Origin of the sequence: Streptomyces sp. NBC_00448 (genome assembly GCF_036014115.1) — a bacterium.
Lineage (GTDB): Bacteria > Actinomycetota > Actinomycetes > Streptomycetales > Streptomycetaceae > Actinacidiphila.
The window spans coordinates 5,609,138-5,629,467 of record NZ_CP107913.1; the positions used below are offsets into that span (position 1 = coordinate 5,609,138).

16 protein-coding genes and 1 tRNA gene are annotated in these 20,330 nt (G+C 71.3%); 12 read left to right on the top strand and 5 right to left on the bottom strand.

Annotation, left to right across the window (positions count from 1 at the left end; genetic code table 11):
* Positions 1 to 198 precede the first annotated feature (198 nt).
* On the top strand, positions 199 to 1,581 hold the full coding sequence (locus OG370_RS23975) for a sensor histidine kinase (RefSeq protein ID WP_328467580.1): 1,383 nt from the start codon (positions 199 to 201) through the stop codon (positions 1,579 to 1,581).
* A complete protein-coding gene (locus tag OG370_RS23980; protein WP_031525271.1) occupies positions 1,578 to 2,258 on the top strand; it encodes a response regulator transcription factor in 681 nt (226 codons plus the stop codon). The genes OG370_RS23975 and OG370_RS23980 overlap by 4 nt, the downstream gene beginning before the upstream one ends.
* A gap of 70 nt (positions 2,259 to 2,328) precedes the next feature.
* Here OG370_RS23980 and OG370_RS23985 read toward each other — a convergent pair whose 3' ends face one another.
* Positions 2,329 to 3,012: a DUF461 domain-containing protein gene (locus OG370_RS23985; RefSeq protein ID WP_328467583.1), complete on the bottom strand. Its 684-nt coding sequence runs from the start codon at positions 3,010 to 3,012 to the stop codon at positions 2,329 to 2,331.
* 463 nt (positions 3,013 to 3,475) lie between these two features.
* Between OG370_RS23985 and OG370_RS23990 the strand changes: the two genes are divergently transcribed.
* The 5 genes from OG370_RS23990 to rlmB all read left to right on the top strand — a co-directional run bounded on the left by OG370_RS23990 (position 3,476) and on the right by rlmB (position 8,062).
* A complete protein-coding gene (locus OG370_RS23990) occupies positions 3,476 to 3,958 on the top strand; it encodes a CarD family transcriptional regulator (protein ID WP_103889522.1) in 483 nt (160 codons plus the stop codon).
* Between the two features lie 284 nt (positions 3,959 to 4,242).
* A complete protein-coding gene (gene ispD, locus OG370_RS23995) occupies positions 4,243 to 4,944 on the top strand; it encodes a 2-C-methyl-D-erythritol 4-phosphate cytidylyltransferase (RefSeq protein WP_328474354.1) in 702 nt (233 codons plus the stop codon).
* Positions 4,934 to 5,473, top strand: coding sequence for a 2-C-methyl-D-erythritol 2,4-cyclodiphosphate synthase (gene ispF, locus OG370_RS24000; RefSeq protein WP_328467587.1), 540 nt, complete (start codon positions 4,934 to 4,936; stop codon positions 5,471 to 5,473). Before ispD ends, ispF begins: the two co-directional genes overlap by 11 nt.
* A 108-nt stretch (positions 5,474 to 5,581) precedes the next feature.
* A complete protein-coding gene (gene cysS / locus OG370_RS24005; protein ID WP_328467589.1) occupies positions 5,582 to 6,973 on the top strand; it encodes a cysteine--tRNA ligase in 1,392 nt (463 codons plus the stop codon).
* 126 nt (positions 6,974 to 7,099) lie between these two features.
* Entirely contained in the window at positions 7,100 to 8,062 is a 963-nt protein-coding gene (gene rlmB, locus OG370_RS24010) for a 23S rRNA (guanosine(2251)-2'-O)-methyltransferase RlmB (RefSeq protein ID WP_328467591.1), read from the top strand.
* Positions 8,063 to 8,198: 136 nt separating this feature from the next.
* On the opposite strand, the gene OG370_RS24015 is transcribed toward rlmB, so the two are convergent.
* The gene (locus OG370_RS24015; protein WP_328467593.1) at positions 8,199 to 9,023 is read right to left on the bottom strand and encodes a sulfotransferase family protein; all 825 of its coding nucleotides are present in this window, start codon (positions 9,021 to 9,023) and stop codon (positions 8,199 to 8,201) included.
* A 231-nt stretch (positions 9,024 to 9,254) separates the two neighbouring features.
* Here OG370_RS24015 and OG370_RS24020 point away from each other — a divergent pair, with 231 nt between their 5' ends.
* The gene (locus OG370_RS24020; RefSeq protein WP_328467595.1) at positions 9,255 to 10,862 is read left to right on the top strand and encodes a DoxX family protein; all 1,608 of its coding nucleotides are present in this window, start codon (positions 9,255 to 9,257) and stop codon (positions 10,860 to 10,862) included.
* 229 nt (positions 10,863 to 11,091) lie between these two features.
* Here OG370_RS24020 and OG370_RS24025 read toward each other — a convergent pair whose 3' ends face one another.
* The 3 genes from OG370_RS24025 to OG370_RS24035 all read right to left on the bottom strand — a co-directional run bounded on the left by OG370_RS24025 (position 11,092) and on the right by OG370_RS24035 (position 13,766).
* The gene (locus OG370_RS24025) at positions 11,092 to 11,877 is read right to left on the bottom strand and encodes a nucleotidyltransferase family protein (RefSeq protein ID WP_328467597.1); all 786 of its coding nucleotides are present in this window, start codon (positions 11,875 to 11,877) and stop codon (positions 11,092 to 11,094) included.
* 86 nt (positions 11,878 to 11,963) lie between these two features.
* Complete coding sequence (locus OG370_RS24030) at positions 11,964 to 12,374, bottom strand: hypothetical protein (RefSeq protein WP_328467598.1); 411 nt, start codon at positions 12,372 to 12,374, stop codon at positions 11,964 to 11,966.
* A gap of 276 nt (positions 12,375 to 12,650) precedes the next feature.
* Complete coding sequence (locus OG370_RS24035) at positions 12,651 to 13,766, bottom strand: ABC transporter ATP-binding protein (protein ID WP_328467599.1); 1,116 nt, start codon at positions 13,764 to 13,766, stop codon at positions 12,651 to 12,653.
* 216 nt (positions 13,767 to 13,982) lie between these two features.
* On the opposite strand from OG370_RS24035, the gene OG370_RS24040 reads away from it, so the two are divergent.
* From OG370_RS24040 to OG370_RS24055, 4 genes are all read left to right on the top strand, one after another.
* Positions 13,983 to 14,059 (top strand) — tRNA-Thr (locus tag OG370_RS24040).
* Between the two features lie 543 nt (positions 14,060 to 14,602).
* On the top strand, positions 14,603 to 15,139 hold the full coding sequence (locus OG370_RS24045) for a hypothetical protein (protein WP_328467600.1): 537 nt from the start codon (positions 14,603 to 14,605) through the stop codon (positions 15,137 to 15,139).
* A gap of 250 nt (positions 15,140 to 15,389) precedes the next feature.
* Positions 15,390 to 16,364: a hypothetical protein gene (locus OG370_RS24050; protein ID WP_328467601.1), complete on the top strand. Its 975-nt coding sequence runs from the start codon at positions 15,390 to 15,392 to the stop codon at positions 16,362 to 16,364.
* A gap of 839 nt (positions 16,365 to 17,203) precedes the next feature.
* Positions 17,204 to 20,254 carry an alpha-mannosidase gene (locus OG370_RS24055; protein WP_328467602.1) on the top strand — a complete coding sequence of 1,017 codons (3,051 nt, stop codon included), beginning with the start codon at positions 17,204 to 17,206 and terminating at the stop codon, positions 20,252 to 20,254.
* Positions 20,255 to 20,330: the final 76 nt, after the last annotated feature.

The following is a 20,330-nucleotide window of genomic DNA, read 5'->3' on the forward strand; positions in this document are numbered from 1 at the left end:
TGGCCGAAACGTGTGCTCAGAAACTGTGCTCAAAAGAGAGGCTTCTCCTCCACGCTCACACGCTGATGGGTGTACGCGTACCGATCGCGCCTCGCAGATGAATCAGGACCTTCCTCAAGGTGAACTCTTGGCAACGTACATCCGAGAGCTCGCTCCCGGGGTTGTAAAGCAATTGAGCAGGCCACCTAACCTGTAGGTGTGGACGTGAACGCGGCAGTAGCCGCCGCCAGCGCGATAGCCGGTCTCCTGACCGGCGCCAGCGCCGTACTCGCGTTCCGGTGGAGCGAGCGGGAACAGGCCCGGCCCACCCGCAAAGCGCAACGGACCGACAACATGACCGCTGTACTACCGCCGGGCGTGGACACCGTCCTGTCCGTGCTCCGTTCCTCCGCCGTCGTCCTCGACGAAGGCGACACCGTGGTCAAGGCCAGCTCGGCGGCGTACGCCCTCGGGCTGGTCCGCGGCGGCCGGCTGGCCGTCGACCAGATGCTCCAGATGGCCCGCGAGACCCGCAGGGACGGCGAGATACGCCAGGTCGAGCTGGACCTGCCACGCCGCGGTGCCGGGCGGGGCGAAGGGCTGGCGGTCTCCGCCCGGGTCGCCCCGCTGGGCTCCCGGCTGGTGCTGCTGCTGGTGGAGGACCTGACCGAGGCCCGCCGGATCGAGGCGGTGCGCCGCGACTTCGTGGCGAATGTCAGCCACGAGCTGAAGACCCCGGTCGGCGCCCTCTCGCTGCTCTCCGAAGCGGTGATGGACGCGTCCGACGACCCCGAGGCGGTCAACCGCTTCGCCGGCCGCATGCAGATCGAGGCCACCCGGCTGACCAGCCTGGTGCAGGAGATCATCGACCTGTCCCGGGTCCAGGACGACGACGCCCTTGTCGACGCCGAGCCGGTCGCCGTGGACGACCTCGTCGCCGAGGCCGTCGACCGCTGCCGGCAGCCCGCCAACTCCAAGCAGATCACCATGGCCACCGGCACCACCCCCGATCTCTTCATCTGGGGCAACCGGGGCCAGCTCGCCGCCGCCCTCGGCAATCTCGTCGAGAACGCCGTCAACTACAGTCCGGCCCGTACCCGGGTCGGCATCGCCGCCCGCCGGATCAGTGCGGCCGGCGTTGGGGGCACCACCCAGGCCGCAGGCTCTGGGGGACTGATCGAGATCTCCGTGACGGACCAGGGCATCGGCATCTCCGAGCGGGACCGCGAACGGGTCTTCGAGCGCTTCTACCGGGTCGACCCGGCGCGCTCGCGGGCCACCGGCGGCACCGGTCTCGGACTGTCCATCGTCAAACACGTGGCCGCCTCGCACGGCGGGGAGGTCACGGTGTGGAGCGCCGAGGGACAGGGCTCCACCTTCACGCTGCGCCTGCCCGAGGCAGCCCGCGGCCGTCCCCCGGAACCAGGCTCCGGATCGGACCGATCCGACCGCTCCGACCTACCCCACCAGCCGGAACGGTCCCACCCATCCGCCCGTTCCGACCCGGACGAGCAGTACGACGACGCCGTCGACGAGCCGACGGACGACAAGCTCTTCCAGACCCTCCCCGAACACATCCCCGCCCCGGAGGTCCTCCCGTGACCCGCGTACTCGTCGTAGAGGACGAAGAATCCTTCAGCGACGCGCTGTCGTACATGCTCCGCAAGGAGGGCTTCGAGGTCGCGATCTCCGCGACCGGGCCCGACGCGCTGGACGAGTTCGAGCGCAACGGCGCCGACCTGGTACTGCTCGACCTGATGCTGCCGGGCCTGCCCGGCACCGAGGTCTGCCGCCAGCTTCGGCTCAAGTCCAATGTCCCGGTGATCATGGTGACCGCCAAGGACAGCGAGATCGACAAGGTGGTCGGCCTGGAAATAGGTGCCGACGACTATGTGACCAAGCCCTTCTCCTCCCGGGAACTGGTCGCCCGTATCCGTGCGGTGCTGCGCCGCCGGGGCGAGCCGGAGGAGATCTCGCCGGCCGCTCTGGAGGCCGGTCCGGTCCGGATGGACGTGGACCGGCACGTGGTCACCGTCGGCGGCGGCAAGGTGGACCTCCCGCTGAAGGAGTTCGACCTGCTGGAGATGCTGCTGCGCAACGCCGGGCGCGTGCTCACCCGGATGCAGCTCATCGACCGGGTCTGGGGCGCGGACTACGTCGGCGACACCAAGACCCTCGACGTCCACGTCAAGCGACTGCGGGCGAAGATCGAGCCGGACCCGGGCGCGCCGCGCTACCTGGTGACGGTCCGCGGCCTCGGTTACAAGTTCGAGCCGTAGACCGGCCCGGCGCGCCGCGAACGGTAAGGGGCTCGACACCTGGTGTCGAGCCCCTTACGTCGTCTGCGTGCTACGCCTTGGGCGTCTCCGTGCCGGTCGGCGTGCTCGACGAGGTGCCGGACGTCTTGTCCGAGGACTTGCCGGACGACTTGCCGGACGTCTTGTCCGAGGACTTGCCGGAGGTCTTGTCGGACGACCCGGGCGAGCCGGTCGGCGTGGAACCCGTCGACGGCGTCGTCGGCGCCGTCGTGGGCAGCGAACCCGGCCCGTACGGCGCGAAGTAACTGCTCGCCGGCGTCACGTTGACTTCCATCTTCACCGCGCCGGACGAGCTGAAGGAGAAGACCGCGTTCTGGACGTCGCCGTCACGCAGCGCCTCGTTCCGCCCGGGCAGGACCGCCGCGGGGTTGCCCTTGCCGCCGATCAGCACGCTGCCGTGCGCCGGCACGCTGATCGTCGACCCGCCGTGCGCGCCCTTGAGCGTGGCCATCGTGGTCCCGCCGATCTGCACGGACTGCAGGCTCTGGGCGGAGGAGCCGTTGTTGAACAGGCGGGCGGTGAGGGTCGCCGGTCCGCTCGGGTCGGTGAGCACGAAGGCGTTCTGCACCTTCACGTTCCCCGTCGACCCCGAGTCGCTGTCCGGGTGAACCTCCAGCGTCGCCGCGTCGTTGCCGGCCGAACAGGCGGCGGCGAGAGGCGCGAGCGAGAGCGCGAGTACGGCGGCGAGAGCGCCGCGACGGATGCTGCGGACCACGGCGGCGGCATCTCCTTGGGCAGGGTACGGAAGATCTTCCAGCGGCCTTACATTACCGACGCCACGCCCTCAGCCGTGCACCGGCCCCGCCTTTAGGGCGCGTTGATTACCGGCGCGCCCCAAGATCGGTCACGGGGCCTTTTCCATGATCGGGCAAAATTCGATCTTCGGACGGCCGGTAACCGGCCACCGGCCCGAACGGCGTAGCGAGGGCGCACTCCGGTGGAAGCGACGAATCGGGACGTATCGCCCGTCGTTCGGGGCCGTTCGGGGCTGTAACGGGTACGTTTCGGGCCCGGCGTATACCGGCTCCGACCTGCGAATACCCCGTCGCGGGCGCCCCCTCCAGCACGTTCCGGGGGCGGTTGTCAAGCCCCGAGATATGCCCTGACCTGCGGAAACGCCATTCAGAAGACGCCGTTCCCGTGTTACCCTGGATAGCCACGGAAGGGGTACCTGTCACATGACGTTCAAGGTTGGCGACACCGTGGTCTATCCCCATCACGGGGCCGCGCTGATCGAAGCGATCGAAATTCGCCAGATCAAAGGCGTGGACAAGACCTACTTGGTGCTCAAGGTCGCCCAGGGCGACTTGACGGTACGCGTGCCCGCGGACAATGCGGAGTTCGTCGGCGTACGCGACGTGGTCGGTCAGGACGGTTTGGACCGGGTCTTCGAGGTGCTGCGCGCGCCGTACACCGAGGAACCCACCAACTGGTCCCGCCGCTACAAGGCAAATCTGGAGAAGCTCGCGTCCGGCGACGTCATCAAGGTCGCGGAGGTCGTGCGCGACTTGTGGCGGCGTGAGCGCGAGCGCGGCCTGTCGGCGGGTGAGAAGCGCATGCTCGCCAAGGCGCGACAGATCCTGGTCAGCGAACTCGCACTGGCCGAGAACACCAACGAGGACAAGGCCGAGACGCTGCTCGACGAGGTCCTCGCGTCGTAAGACCGTCCCTTTTCGGACGTTCTCGTGTCGCGTCCTTGCCGGTGTGAGACCACACGCCGCCCCATGTGACGTACCGACTTACGCAGACGCACCCCCGGCCACCCTCGGGGGACCTGCCGCGGCACCCGGTTGAGCAGGATGACCGGGTGCCGCGGCATGCTGATGCCACGGCATGCCCCTCGTGCCGGGCGAGCGAAGGTCCTCCGGAGGTCACGGAAGGGGTCCGGAGGAACACCGCGCCAGGCACTCTGAGTGCGATACCCATCTGACACAAGGACACAAACCTGCGTACCGCCGCTGTCATTCCCGCCGCCGGACGTGGCGTCCGGCTCGGCCCCGGCGCGCCCAAGGCGCTGCGCACCCTTGGCGGGGTGCCGATCCTCGTCCACGCGGTCCGCGCGATGGCCGCGGCCCGGGCCGTCCAGGTCATCGTCGTGGTCGCTCCGCCCGACGGCGCGGCCGAGGTCAGGGCGCTGCTCGACGCCCACGAACTGCCCGAGGCGACCGCCGTCACCGTCGTCCCCGGCGGCGAGTCCCGGCAGGACTCGGTACGGCTCGGCCTGGCCGCGCTGCCCGACGACGTCGACGTGGTGCTGGTCCACGACGCGGCCCGCCCGCTGGTGCCGGTGGAGACCGTCGAAGGCGTGGTCGAGGCGGTGCGCGCCGGCGCGCCGGCCGTCGTCCCCGGCCTCCCGCTCGCCGACACCGTCAAGAGCGTCGAGCCGGAGACCGGCGCGGTCACCGGCACCCCGCAGCGCGCCCTGCTGCGCGCCGTACAGACCCCGCAGGGCTTCGACCGGGCCGTACTCGCCAAGGCGCACGCCACCGTCACCCAGGACGTCACGGACGACGCGAGCATGGTCGAGCAACTCGGCGTGCCGGTCCGGGTGGTGCCCGGACACGAAGAGGCGTTCAAGGTGACCCGTCCGCTGGACCTCGTGCTCGCCGAGGCCGTACTCGCCCGCAGGAGGGCCCATGGTCACTGAGGAGCACAGCGCAGGACCGTACGACGGCGGGCTGCCGGGGCTGCCGCAGGTCGGCATCGGCACCGACATCCACGCCTTCGAGGAGGGCCGCGAACTGTGGTGCGCGGGCCTGAAATGGGAGGGCGAGGGGACCGGCCTCGCCGGGCACTCCGACGCCGACGTGGTCGCGCACGCCGCGTGCAACGCGCTGTTCTCCGCGGCCGGGCTCGGCGACCTCGGCGCGCACTTCGGCACCGGGCGGCCCGAGTGGGCGGGGGCGTCGGGGCTGACGCTCCTCGCCGAGGCCGCCCGGATCGTCCGCGACGCGGGGTTCGTGATCGGGAACGTGGCCGTCCAGGTGGTCGGGCAGCGGCCCAAGATCGGGAAGCGGCGCGACGAGGCGCAGCAGGTACTGGCCACCGCCGTGGGGGCGCCGGTCTTCGTCAGCGCCGCCACCACGGACGGGCTGGGCTTCACCGGCCGCGGTGAAGGGCTCGCCGCGATCGCCACGGCGCTGGTGGTACGGACCGCGCGCACGACCGCGTCCTGACGGCTCCCGGACCGTCTGTGCGGGGCCGGCCGGCGTGGTGTGTCGAGGAGATGTCAGGATCGGGTAGAGGGGGCGGGCCGCTCACGTGGAGCCACTACCCTTGTCTCCGTGACTATTCGCCTGTACGACACCAACGCGCGCCAGGTTCGTGATTTCGCCCCGCTCACGCCGGGCCGCGTCTCGATCTACCTGTGTGGCGCCACCGTGCAGGCGGCCCCGCACATCGGCCATATCCGGTCCGGTCTGAACTTCGACATCATGCGCCGGTGGTTCGGCTACCGCGGCTACGAAGTGACCTTCGTGCGCAACGTGACGGACATCGACGACAAGATCATCAGGAAGGCGGCCGAGCAGGACCGTCCCTGGTGGGCGATCGGGTACGAGAACGAGCGCGCCTTCACCAGCGGTTACGACGCGCTGGGCTGCCTCCCGCCGACGTACGAGCCGCGGGCCACCGGCCATGTGCCGGAGATGATCGAGATGATGCGCGGCCTGATCGAGCGCGGCCACGCCTACGAGGCCGACGGGAACGTCTACTTCGACGTGCGCTCGTTCCCCGACTACCTGGAGCTGTCCAACCAGGAGCTGGACAACCTGCGGCAGCCGGAGGGCGACGGCGAGACCGGCAAGCGCGACCAGCGGGACTTCGCGATGTGGAAGGCCGCCAAGCCCGGCGAGCCGTCGTGGGAGACCCCGTGGGGCCGCGGCCGGCCCGGCTGGCACCTGGAGTGCTCGGCGATGGTCCACAAGTACCTGGGCCGCGTCTTCGACATCCACGGCGGCGGCATCGACCTGATCTTCCCGCACCACGAGAACGAGATCGCCCAGGCGAAGGCGTACGGCGACGAGTTCGCCCAGTACTGGGTGCACAACGCGTGGGTCACCATGAGCGGCGAGAAGATGAGCAAGTCGCTCGGCAACTCGGTGCTGGTCTCCGAGATGGTGCGGCGCTGGCGGCCGATCGTGCTGCGCTACTACCTGGGCACCCCGCACTACCGCTCGATGATCGAGTACAGCGAGGAGGCCCTGCGCGAGGCCGAGTCGGCGTTCGCCCGGATCGAGGGCTTCGCGCAGCGCGTGGTGGAGAAGGCGGGTGTGGTCGAGCCGGCCGCCGAGGTCCCGCCGGCCTTCGCCGAGGCGATGGACGACGACATGGGCGTCCCGCAGGCGCTGGCCGTGGTGCACACCACGGTCCGGCAGGGCAACAGCGCGCTCACCGCCGACGACAAGGAGACGGCGGTCGCGCGTCTGGCCGAGGTCCGTGCGATGCTCGGAGTACTGGGTCTCGACCCTCTCGACCCGCACTGGAGCGGCTCCGAGGGCGGCGACGACCTGCACGGCGTCGTCGACTCCCTGGTGCAGCTGGTCCTGGAGCAGCGGCAGTCCGCGCGGTCCCGCAAGGACTACGGCACCGCCGACGCCATCCGCGACCAGCTCGTCCAGGCGGGTCTGGAGATCGAGGACACCCCGACCGGCTCGCGCTGGACGCTCAGGGGCTGACCTCGGCGACCGGCCCGCAGGGGCCGGTCTTCCAGGGGTTGGCCTCCGGGGTCGGCCTCCGGTGTTCACCGGCTCGCGGGACCCGTGGAGCTTTGCAGCGTTCGACCGAAGAAGTGAGAGTGTCCCATGGCCGGGAACAGCCAGCGCAGGAACCGCCGTACGTCCAACAAGAAGGGCGCCACGGTCGGCAGTGGCGGGCAGCGCCGCAAGGCCCTCGAGGGCAAGGGCCCCACGCCGCCGGCCGAGGTGCGCAAGGGGCACAAGAAGAACCGGGTCGCCAACGCGCAGGCCCGCAGGACCGTGTCGTCGCAGTCCCGCCGGCCGTCGGGCCGCGGTGCCAAGTCGACCTCGGAGATGGTGGTCGGGCGCAACCCGGTGGTCGAGGCGCTGCGCGCCGACATCCCCGCGACGGCCGTCTACGTCCAGCAGTACATCGAGAACGACGACCGGGTGCGCGAGGCCGTGACGCTCGCCACTGACCGCGGGGTGCCGCTGCTGGAGGCGCCGCGGCCGGAGCTCGACCGGATCACCGCGGGGCTGAACCACCAGGGGCTGGTGCTCCAGATCCCGCCCTACGAGTACGCCCACCCCGAGGACCTGGTGGCGGCCGCCGCCGGCCGCGGCGAGGACCCGCTGATCGTGGCGCTCGACGGCGTCACCGACCCGCGCAACCTCGGCGCCGTGGTGCGCTCGGTCGCCGCGTTCGGCGGGCACGGCGTGGTGGTGCCCGAGCGGCGCGCGGCGGGTATGACCGCGGGCGCCTGGAAGACCTCCGCGGGCACCGCCGCCCGGGTGCCGGTGGCCCGTGCCACCAACCTCACCCGCACCCTTGAGGCGTACCAGAAGGCCGGGCTGACCGTGGTCGGGCTGGCCGCCGACGGGGAGTTGGAGCTCCAGGACCTGGAGCTGCTGGACGGCCCGGTGGTCGTGGTCGCCGGCAGCGAGGGCAAGGGGCTGTCCCGGCTGGTCGGCGAGACGTGCGACGTGCGGGTGCGGATTCCGATGCCGGGCGGCGCCGAGTCGCTCAACGCGGGTGTCGCGGCCGGCGTGGTGCTGTACGAGGCGTCCCGCCGCCGCGCGTCACGCTGACGCCGCGAGGGGAGTACGGGGTGTACGGGGTGCCAGCGAGGTGCGGGGTGCTGCGGGGTGTCAGGGGTGTAAGGGCTGCCGCCCAGGTGCGGCGCCCTTACCGGCCGGGCGAGCCCGGGAGCGGCCCACCCGGTTCCTAGCAGGGGTACTCCCACTTGCGGGTGATCGCGCGCAGTGGCTCCGGAACGTCCTCCGGGCTCGGCAGCGGGCGCGGTGCCTGGACCCGCCCCGACTTGATCTTGTCGCTCCAGTCGCCCATCGCGACCTGGAACGGGCCGTGGTCCTGGCGCCCGTAACGCACCATCTTCGGCGTCCAGTCGACGCCCAGGAACGTACACAGCCGGCGGCACTCCGCCTCGGGGTCGGCGGTCAGGTCCTCGTAGCGGACGGTGAGGCCGTCGAGCGCGCCGCGGGCGGCGTCGACCTGCTCGACGTAGCGCCGGATGTGCCGGACCGTCCAGTCGATGCCCTTGTCCGGCCGGGAGTCCATCTGGGAGGCGACCACCGAGGCGGGGTGGCGCAGCAGGAAGATGAACCGGGCCCGGGGCCAGGCCTCGTGCAGCCGCTGCCACTGGTCGGCGTTGCCCGGCGTCTTGTCGACGATGACCTTCTTCTCGCTGCGCACCAGCTCGCGGTGGAGCACCCGGTCCCACAGCAGGTGCTCCAACTCCCGCTGGTCCAGGTCGAGCAGGCCCATCGCCTTCTCGGTGTAGGGCTCGGAGTAGGTCAGGGTGAGGGTGCGCAGGTGCATCTCGTGCGGGGCGCGGACGTCGGGATGGCTGTTGAGCAGCACCCGCAGCAGCGTGGAGCCTGAGCGGATCGAGGAGATGACGAACACCGGGTCGGGCACCAGGCGGGTCGCCTCGGGCCCGAGCACCGGGGGAGGCGCGGTGATCACCCGCCGGGCCTTGAGGCGGACCCGCCGGGCGAGCCGGCGCACTCGGGGGTCGTGCAGGATCATCGCACCGCTCCTGGACCGGGACTTGGGCTGTCCACCGCATCCTGCTGGCGGTTTCTTGGTGCCGCCTTGGTGACACCATGGGAGGGAGATGAGATTTCGGTGAGATCCGCTGACGGGTGGAACGGATCGGCCGGTTCCTCCCTCAGGGTCTGACGGCCCGACGGGTCCGCGGCGCGGGTGGTCTGACGGGGGACCGTCAGGCAGTGTCCTAAACGACCGTCACTCGGTTAGATGAGTGTGGACACCAGAACACCCCGCACCTCCACGGGGGGAGGGGCGCCCGGGTTTGATGAGCGCGTGATGACCATGGCACGGGTGCCGAGCGATCCCGCCCAGGTCATCGTCAACCACGCGAGTTTCCGGGTGCAGCTCGGCGCCGCCTCGACCCGCGCCCTCGGCGTCACGGACACGGTACGGATGCCGTCCGCGCGTCGCGGCAAGCCCGTTGTGTGGTCCGGCCACACCTCGCCCGAGTTGACGCAGGCGGTGCGCCGGCAGGCCGGCGCCGCGGCCGGTCCGAGGAGCGCCGGAGCCGCGACGCAGGTGCTGCCGCGGATCGACGACACGTCCGTACTGCCTGCCGCGGTTCCCACGGTGATCGGCCAACGCGCCCCCTTCGACGAGCCGTTGATCGGCACGAGCGGTCGCGGCTACGACGACGACGGCTACGACGACCGCGACGGGCCCGACGGCGACGACCGCGGCCGCGCGCGCGGGCGCCGCAGCGACGCGGTCAGGCACGCGTACTACCCGCACCGGCGGATGAACCTCGGCATCGTGCTGCTGCCGCTGCGGGTCTTCCTCGGCTTCGTGTCGATCTACGCGGGCATGGGCAAGCTGTGCGACCGGGTCTACTTCGACGGCGGCCACCGCGGCTCGATGGTCAAGTGGCTCTCCTCGCTGCACCCTTGGGGCGCCGCCGAGCCGCTGCGCGACGCCGCGCTCAACCACCCGGTGGGCGCGGGCCTGTCCATCGCCTTCCTGCAGGTCGTGGTGGGCGTGCTCACCGTCTTCGGCCTCTGGCAGCGGATCGCCGCGGCGTTCGGTGCCGCCGTGTCGATCGCCCTGCTGGTCACGGTGAGTTGGCGGACCGTCCCGGTCTACGACGCGCCCGACTTCATCTACCTGGCCGCCTGGAGCCCGCTGGTGATCGCCGGCGCCCCGGTCTACTCGATCGACGGCCACCTCGCGAGCGACGCCTGGCGCCGGCTCGGCCCCCGCGTCACCCTGTGGGACCTGCGCCGCCGCGTGCTGCGCAGGGGCACCGTGCTCGCCTCGGTCACCATCGGCCTGACGCTGCTGGTCGGTTCGGTGCTGGGCGCGGCCGTCCGCGCCAGCAGCACGGAGCACGGCCACTCCGGCCCCGCGTCGACTCCCGTGAACAATCTGCCCGGTTCGCCGCTGCCCGAGGTCTCCGGCGGTGACAGCGACGGGGGTTCGACCGGTGCCTCGGCCGACCCGACGCGGTCGTCCGGCGCCGGCAAGCACGGGAAGGGCGGCGGCGAGGGGGCGCAGCCCGGCGCGGAGCCGAGCCACACGCACTCGTCGGCCGGCAGCACCACGCCGCAGAGCACCCACACCACCATCGGTACGGGAGGCGGCTCCACGGGGTCCGGCACCGGCACCGGGTCCGGGTCCGGCGGCTCGTCCGGGGGCTCCTCCGGCAGTTCCCCGGTGACGCACGCGCCGCCGCCCGCCGAGACGCAGGCTCCGCCGCCGCCCGCACCGCCGGCGAAGCCCTCGCAGGGCGCGATCGGCGGGCTGCTCGGCAGCGGGCCGCTGCTGGGTCTCTCGGCGGGGCCCGTGGGCCACTCGGAAGCTCCGCAGAACATGGCCTGACCGTCTGGACACCGCGCAGGGGCGCCCCCTTTGGAAGGGGGCGCCCCTGCGCGTTCGTTCTGCCTGCCGCGAGGGGGGAGAGACGGCCTGGGCCGGGGCCGCGGAACGGGCCCTGAGGGCGGCTCCCGGGGCGCGGGGCTCCGGGATGGCCGTGGGAGGGCCCTGACGCGGTCCTGACGCGGCTCTGGGAAGGGCCCCTGGGGCGATCCCGTGGCACGGCGCCAGGACATCACCCCTGGTGCGAACCCAGCTCCTTGGCGGCCTCGTTGAGGTCCTTGGCGGTGTCGATGGCCCGCCAGTACGCGCCGTGGGGGATCGGGAACCCGGCGAGCCGGCGTTCGCGGGCGAGCCGGGGGAAGGTCGTCCGCTCGTGGTCCCCGAGGTCGGGCAGCATCGCGGTGAACTCGGGCGCGAAGACGTACACGCCGGCGTTGATCAGGTAAGGCGACGGGGGTGCCTCGATGAAGTCCAGCACCTGCCCGAACTCGTTGGTCTCCACGGCGCCCCAGGGGATACGGGGGCGGGCCAGCGCGAGTGTCGCGACGGCGCCGCGCTCCTCGTGGAACTCGGCCATCTCGTGCAGCGGGAAGCGGGTCCAGATGTCGCCGTTGGTGGCGTACCAGGGCTCGTCGGGGCGGGGCAGCGAGGCGGCCGCGTACTTCAACCCGCCGCCGCGGCCCAGCGGCTCGCGTTCGATGACGGTGGTGACGTTGAGCGGGAGTGGGGTCCCGTCCAGCCACTCCTGCAGCACCTCGGCGAGGTGGCCGCAGGAGATCACGGCGTCCGTGACGCCTTCCGCGGCCAGCCAGGCCAGTTGATGGCCGATGATCGGCGTCCCGGTGCCGGGGATCTCCACCATCGGCTTGGGCCGGTCGTCGGTGTACGGCCGCAGCCGTGACCCCTGGCCGCCGGCGAGCAGTACCGCCTGGGTGACCGGGGTGGAAGCTCCGCCACCGGTGTCCCGGGCGGCGGTGGATGAGGCGGTGGTACGGGGTCGTTGGTCGGCGCGCTTCATGGAGCGCACCCTATGCGACGAGGGGCGTACGGCCCGTGTGGTGCGGGCCGTACGCCTGTCCGCGTGCCGTCAGGGCGGGGGACCGTTCAGCCGACGGACGCCACGCCCGTCGCGAACGAGGTGTCGCAGACCGGCCGCGACCACGCCTGGGCGCGGTGGGCGGCACCGTCGTACTTGGCGACGGCCGCGCGGCCCAGCGAGCGGGCGATGTCGACGCAGTAGCGGGCCAGGCTGGGCTGCTTGGCCATGGCCACCTGGAGGTCGGTCAGGGCAGCGCCCGGGTCCTTCTCCTGGAGTTCGGCCAGCAGCTTCTGGCGCAGCGCCTCCTGGGGCGCGAGGGCCGCTTGCTTCTTCGACGACGCCGCGGTCAGCACCTGCCCGTCCGAGGACGAACCGGCCCACGGCACGCGGGTGACGGCGAGCGTCCCCGACAGCACGAGGACGACCGGAAGAACGAGCGCGAATGTCTTGCCGAGACGGCGAGCTACCTGGTTCACGCATCGGATCGTAGCGACTGGTGATGATTTGGCGACATTTAGTCACTCTGACGAGGGAGGTGAAACAGGGCAGGCGCAGTCACCGTGTTGACGAACCCACCCGAAAGGCCGGATTTGCGGATTTATGTCGGGTGGTGGGGCGGGCCGGGTGAACGGTGCCGAGTGGAGCGGGCACGCGCATACGGCGGCGGGCCGGTACGTCCGTCCTGGACGTACCGGCCCGCCGCCGTGTCGCTCGTGTCAGCGCTGGTGTCAGTCGCTGAGGCGCTCGGTCGTTCAGTCGCTGAGGCGCTCGCCGGTGGAGGTGGCGAACACGTGGCTCTCACCCGGGCGCGGCACGACGTGCAGCACGGCGCCCTTCTCCGGGATCTCGCGGCCGCCGACGCGGAGCACCAGGTCCTTGTGCTCGCCGCCGACCTCGGCGGAGCCGTACACGTAACCGTCGGCGCCGAGTTCCTCGACGACGTTGACGGTCACGGCCAGGCCCTCCGGGCCCTCCTTCGACAGGCCGCCGGCGCCGGAGGTGATGTCGAAGTGCTCGGGGCGGACGCCGACGGTGACCGTCTTGTCACCCTTGTCGGCCGCGGCCTTCACCGCGTCGCGCGCCACGTTCACCACGGTGTTGCCGAACTTCACGCCACCGTCGGTGATCGGCACCTCGACCAGGTTCATCGCCGGGGAGCCGATGAAGCCCGCGACGAAGAGGTTGGCCGGGCGGTCGTACATGTTGCGGGGGCTGTCGACCTGCTGCAGCAGACCGTCCTTGAGCACCGCCACGCGGTCGCCCATCGTCATGGCCTCGACCTGGTCGTGGGTGACGTAGACGGTGGTGACGCCCAGCCGGCGCTGGAGGCTGGCGATCTGGGTACGGGTCTGCACACGCAGCTTCGCGTCGAGGTTCGACAGCGGCTCGTCCATGAGGAAGACCTGCGGCTCACGCACGATCGCGCGGCCCATCGCGACACGCTGCCGCTGACCACCGGAGAGCGCCTTCGGCTTGCGCGCGAGGTACTCGGTGAGGTCGAGGATCTTCGCGGCCTCTTCCACCCGCTTGCGGATGTCGGCCTTGTTGATGCCCGCGATCTTCAGGGCGAAGCCCATGTTGTCCGCGACGGTCATGTGCGGGTACAGCGCGTAGTTCTGGAACACCATCGCGATGTCCCGGTCCTTCGGCGGCAGGTGCGTGACGTCGCGCTCACCGATGCGGATGGCGCCGGCGTTGACGTCCTCCAGCCCCGCGAGCATGCGGAGCGAGGTCGACTTGCCGCAGCCGGACGGGCCGACCAGCACCAGGAACTCGCCGTCCCCGACCTCGATCTCGAGCCCGTCCACCGCGGGCTTGTCGCCGCCCGGGTAGATCCGGGTCGCCTTGTCGAACGTGACAGTTGCCATGACTGTTCACAGTCCCTTCACCGGCAGGAACGTGCCGGACGATCCGAGTAAAGGAAGCTTCCGGAGTAGCTCCGGAGGTGTTCCGCGAAATCGAACAGCCCGCCTCACCAGCGGGCTCACCGTGACGCTACCTGCCGATTTCCGTCTTGTCACCAGCCCCAGGGGCAAGATTTTCGCCACACCCCCACACCCCTGGCCCGGTACACTGGCCCCCGCGCCTCCTTAGCTCAGTTGGCCAGAGCGACGCTCTTGTAAAGCGTAGGTCGTCGGTTCGAACCCGACAGGGGGCTCCAGATTTGTCCCTTTTGCGGCTTTCCCGGCGGCGGGCCGCCGCCGCGAGGGGTGCCGATGGCCGGCGGTGACGAGGCGGCCGCGGGCCGCGGGCCGCTTCGCTGGACGGGTCGACCGCGTGGGGATCGTATGCGGACCGTCGAGACCGAGACCGGGACCGAGTGAGCGCAGCATGGGCTGCCCGCTGCCCGCTGCCCGCTGCCCGCTGCCCGCTGCGGTGGGACGGCGGTGCGGTGGTGCCTGCGGTGCCGGTGGGTGTCCGGCCCGGGCCGGGCGGTAGGGGCAATGTGATCGGTCGGGCTGCTGTCGGGGTCGAGGGTGGGGCCGGTCGGGCTGGGAAAAGGCCGGGCCCGTCGAATGAGCGCTTTGTTCGGTCCTCGCACTGGGCGTCCCTGTATCTGCCTGTATGACGCGGCAACGGATCTGGGCCGTTCGGGGGGGAGTTGTCGACCTACCGTTTTCCCGTAACCGCCCGCCGGCCGGTTTGCGAGGGAGCTGCCGTCGGGGAACACCCCTCTGTTCCACATGAGTTGAGGAGAAAACTGGTGTCATCGCCTTGCAGCCCCGAGTTCGCCCCCGTGGGCGATGTGGGTACGGCCCTCATGATGATCGACTCCCGACTCAAGGCCGTTCATGGCAACAGGATCGGGGTCGACCCTGAACAGCAGCTCCTGATCGACCAGTTCACCGCGTCGATGAGCCCCAAGGAAGCCGATGCCGTGCTGGACGGCGCCTGCACGCTCGTCTACATGTTCATGCGGTGGCTGCAGGCGGCCTACGACGACCACGGCAAGGACGTCATCGAACACGTGGTGCCCGACCTCGTGGGCACGATGCGCAAGATGCCCAAGAGCGTCCGCCCGGAGACGATCCCCACCATGGCCGGCCTGGTGATCGCCGCGGCCACCGGCCTGGGCCCCGGCCTGTGGCGCAAGCAGTACGGCTACTGGACCGAGAACGAGATGACCCCGCTGGAAGCCACCGCCTTCCTCCTCGCGGAGCACATCAACCAGCTCACCGAAGACCCCGAGTTCGCCACCCGCCTGATCGGCGACGCCCTGGCCGGCGTGGACATGGACTGACGTCGCGGCCGCGCCGGGCCGGCTGCGACGTCCACGGTCCGGCCTGCCCGCCGCGGCGCCCTTGCTGGGCGCTGACCGCTGACCGTTGACCGCCAACTGTTGCCGCCGCCTACGACGACCGGCCTCGTGCCTGCGAGCACCGGAAGTTCCGGCCCGAAGTACCGAAGTACCGAAGTACCGAGTCTGCCTATGCTGTTGAAGCCTCTCAGGGGGCTCTCTTTCTTGATCGGCGAGGCCATGGGGGTTCGGGATGCGGGTCGGGCTGTCGCGTTGGCGGGTGGCGGTCACCGCCGTGCTGGTGGCCGCGGTGGTCGCGGCGTGCGGGGGCGGGGGCGGGGGGAGCAAGGACGATCCGACGCCGACCCCCGATCCGCCGGTGTCCCTCAAGCTGCAAGCGCTCGACACCTACGCGCGGGGCACCGACGGTCTGCTGGCCCTTTCGATGCACACCAACGGAGCGCACCCCCCGAAGGTGAAGGTCGCGCTGCGGTTCGACGTTCCGGCCGGCAAGTCGCTGAAGACCCGGTACGAGCCGGTGGGGTCCACCGGCTGGGACGGCTGGCCCACCCTGAAGCTCGCCAGATCCGCGGGACCCGAGGCCGGGCTCGACACTCTGACCGGCAGCTACACCGTACCCATCAAGGACGAGGACATCTGGCGCCTCTACCTCAACCCGCAGTACGGGCCGTCCGGCGCGGACGACGCCGTGGCCGTGCACGCGACGCTCAGCTCGGCCGGCCGCACCCTGGCGAGCGACAGCGTGAAGGCGCCGCTCGCGGCCCTCACCGTCGCCGCGCTCGACGTGAAAGGCACCACGCTGCACCGCGACGGGCGCTGGACCGAGGCGACGTATGCCGTCCACAACGTGTCCACCCGGGACATCGCGCAGGTGGACGCGGGGCTCAGCATCTCCCCGTGCAGCGCGGACGACGTCGTCAGCTGCGACCCGACCGGCGCCGATGCGGCCGATGACTTCACCATGCAGCAGGACGACGGCCACCGGTGGGTCGCGGTGACGCGGTCCGCCAACGCGGTCGGCCATGTGCTGAGCACGTCGCTCAAGGCGGGTGCCAGCGCGCGGGTCCGCGTCCGGGTCGCCGCGGCGGCCGGACTCGGCAAGGACGTGACGCGGGTCGACATCAGCCTCGCGGCCGGTGGGAAGATGCCCGGCGCGAAGACCTCCTCCTACGACTCCGCCGCCCGGACGTTCGACATCGCCCGGTAGCGCTGACGGCGCCGCAGTCTTTGAGGCGCGCCGCCGACGACGCGCAGGGCGCCCACGGCGCAGCGCGCCACGCTCGGCCGTACCGCCGGCGGTCCGGCCGGCCGTATCGGACCGCCGGCACCGCTGGCCGTATCGCCGGTCCGGGGACTTCCGCGACGTTCACCGACTTCCGCGGACGAGGGCCGCCATGTCCGGCAAGGGCCCGACGAGCGCCATGAACATCGGTGTCCGGATGCCCGCGCCGGGCTTCGGCGTCTACCAGAGCATGCCCGGGAGGCCGCCTGGCCGTACCTCGCCCGGGTCCGGAGCGAGGCGCTCCGCATTGAATCCCGTTCAATGACGGAGGGGTTCGTAAAACGTATTGACAAACTCGGCGGGCGGTTCGTAGGTTCGAACGGCACTACACCGACACCTGCCGTGCGGAGGACCTGATCGCCATGACCTGGCGCCAGGACGGCTGGTGGTCGACGCCGTAAGAACCCGACCGCTGCGCCCTGCCGCGCAGCGCCGATGGGAGCGTGCAACCACGTTGACCACCGACACCCGGCGGGCGCTCGTCGTCCGCAGCGGCTGGGCCGGTCGTCATCCCCTGGTGAGCCGCGGCGGGTTCGTCCCGTCGCCCAAGGGGCACGAATCGACCGTCCGGAATGTTCGTCATATGCGGAACGACGAAAATGTCCCGGTCGCCGAGGGTGGACCACGTGCCGGACGTACGCTGCCCGTTCCCCCGTAGACGTCAAAGGTCGAACCCCATCTGTGAGCGCCCGGACCCGGGCGCCGCAACCGGTCTCTGACCGGCACCCCGCCCTGTCGAGCCCAGCTATCAGGAGACCGTCCTCATGCATGACGACCGCAAACTGGTCGAGGCACGCTTGGAGCGCGTCCTGCGGGAGCGCATCCGTCCGGCGATCCACCCGGAGACGACGCCGCTGACCGTGGAGATCTGGTCCACCTCCGGCGAGCCCGTGCCCGTAGCGGAGGGGCTGTCGGCGACGACGCGGCCCATCTCCGCCGGCACGCCGTGGGGTTCGCCCTGGGGGACGAGCTGGTTCAAGGTCAGCGGCACCGTGCCCGCCGAGTGGGCCGGCCGGACCGTCGAGGCCGTGCTCGACCTCGGATTCACCCCGCGCACCCCCGGATTCCAGTGCGAGGGCCTCGTCTACCGGCCCGACGGCACCCCGGTGAAGGGGCTCCACCCGCGCAACTCCGCCGTACGCGTCGGCTCGCCGGTCGCGGGCGGCGAGACGGTCCGCTGGCACATCGAGGCCGCGTCCAACCCCGACATCGACGGCGAGGTGCCGTTCCAGCCCACCGTGCTCGGCGACCGCGCGACCGCCGGCGACGCGCCGCAGTACGTACTCGGGCAGATGGTGCTGGCGGTCTTCGACGAGACGGTCTGGAATCTGGTCCTGGACCTGGAGGTGCTCGGCGAGCTGATGGCGGAGCTGCCCCTGGAGGGGGCACGCCGCTGGGAGATCCTCCGCGCGGTCAGCCGCGCGCTGGACGCCGTGGACCTGCAGCACGTGAACGCCACCGCGCAGGCCGCGCGGGACGAGTTGGCGGGAGTGCTCGCCGCGCCCGCGGTTCCGGCCGCGCACCGGATCAGCGCGGTCGGCCACGCCCACATCGACTCGGCCTGGCTGTGGCCGCTGCGGGAGACGGTCCGCAAGGTCGCGCGCACCGCGTCCAACATGACGGCCCTGCTGGACGACGATCCCGACTTCATCTTCACGATGTCGCAGGCCCAGCAGTTCGCGTGGATCAAGGAGCACCGGCCCGAGGTGTTCGCCCGGGTCAAGCAGGCGGTCACGGACGGCAGGTTCGTGCCCACCGGCGGGATGTGGGTGGAGTCCGACACCAACATGCCCGGGTCCGAGGCCATGGCCCGCCAGTTCGTGCACGGCAAGCGCTTCTTCATCGAAGAGTTCGGCGTGGACAACGAGGAGGTGTGGCTCCCCGACACCTTCGGCTTCGCCGCCGGCCTGCCGCAGATCATCAAGGCCGCCGGCTCCAAGTGGCTGCTCACCCAGAAGATCTCGTGGAGCCGCACCAACACCTTCCCGCACCACACCTTCGCGTGGGAGGGCATCGACGGCACCCGGGTCTTCACCCACTTCCCGCCCGTCGACAGCTACAACTGCGAGATGGCCGGCCGTCAGATCGCTCATGCGGCACGCAACTTCAAGGAGAAGGGCGTCGCCAGCCGCTCCCTCGCCCCGACCGGATACGGCGACGGAGGCGGCGGCACCACGCGGGAGATGGTCGCCAAGGCCGCTCGGCTGCGCAGCCTCGAAGGGTCGGCGACCGTCGAGTGGGAGGCGCCCGCGGACTTCTTCGCCAAGGCCGAGGCGGAGTACCCCGACCCGCCGGTGTGGGTCGGCGAGCTCTACCTGGAACTGCACCGCGCCACGCTGACCAGCCAGGCGCAGACCAAGCGCGGCAACCGGCGCAGCGAGCACCTGCTGTACGAGGCCGAGTTGTGGGCCACCACCGCGGCCGTACGCACCGGGGCTCCGTACCCCTACGAGGCGCTGGACCGGATCTGGAAGACGGTGCTGCTGCACCAGTTCCACGACATCCTGCCCGGCTCGTCGATCGCCTGGGTGCACAGTGAGGCGCGGCGGACCTATGCGCGCGTGGCCGAGGAGCTCGAAGGGATCATCGGCGAGGCGCAGCGCGCGCTCGCCGGGACCGAAGATGGCGCGGGGAGCTCGGGGGAGCGGGCCGGCGTCGGCGACGTGGTCTTCAACTCGGCTCCGCACGGGCGCGGAGGCGTTCCGGCCGGTGGCGCGGGTGTCGCCGGCTCGCCGGAGACGGTGACCCCGGCCGTGCGCGAGGGCGGCGGCTACATCCTGGACAACGGACTGCTGCGGGTCGAGATCGACGCGCGCGGACTGGTGGTGTCGGCCTACGACATTGCGGCCGGACGCGAGTCCATCGCCCCCGGGCAGGCGGGCAACCTGCTCCAGCTCCACCCCGACCTGCCCAACCAGTGGGACGCGTGGGACGTCGACGCCTTCTACCGGAATGTCGGCGCCGACCTCACGGATGTCGCGGACCTCCGTGTCGACGGTGCCTCGGTCCGCGTCGAACGTGCCTTCGGCGACTCCCGGGTCGTCCAGCTGCTGTCGCTTCCGGCGGACGCCAAGCGAATCGACATCGACACCGAGGTGGACTGGCACGAGACCGAGCGGTTCCTCAAGCTCGCCTTCCCGCTGGACGTACGCGCCGACCGGTACGCGTCCGAGACCCAGTTCGGCCATGTCTACCGGCCCACCCACCAGAACACGAGCTGGGAGTGGGCCAAGTTCGAGGCGTGCAACCACCGGTTCGTGCACCTCGACGAGCCGGGCTGGGGCGTCGCGCTCGTCAACGACGCGACATACGGCCACGACGTCACCCGTGCGGTGCGCGCCGGAGCCGACGCCGGTACGACGACCACGGTGCGCGCCTCGCTGCTGCGGGCCCCGCGCTTCCCCGACCCGGAGACCGACCAGGGCATCCACCGCTTCCGGCACGCGCTGGTGCCGGGCGCCACCATCGCCGACGCCGTCCGTGAGGGCTACCGGGCCAACCTTCCCGAGCGCCGCACCTCCGGCGCGAACGCCGTGGCCCCCCTCGTGACCGTGGACGACGACGCGATCGTGGTGAGCGCGGTGAAGCTCGCCGACGACCGCAGCGGCGACCTCGTCGTCCGCCTCTACGAGGCGAACGGCGGCCGTGCCCGCGCCACGCTCCGCGCCGACGGCTTCGCCGCCGACCGTGCCGTGCTGACCGACCTGTTGGAGCGGCCCCTCACCGACACCGCGGGCCTCGAAACGGCGGACGGCGGGGCGGTCCTCACCCTGCGGCCCTTCCAGATGGTGACCCTGCGCCTGCCCCGCGCCTGACCGCGACCACACCCAGCGAACGGAGCGAACGATGTCGGCCGCCGGCACGGGAAGCGACCCCCGACCGGCGGCTCGG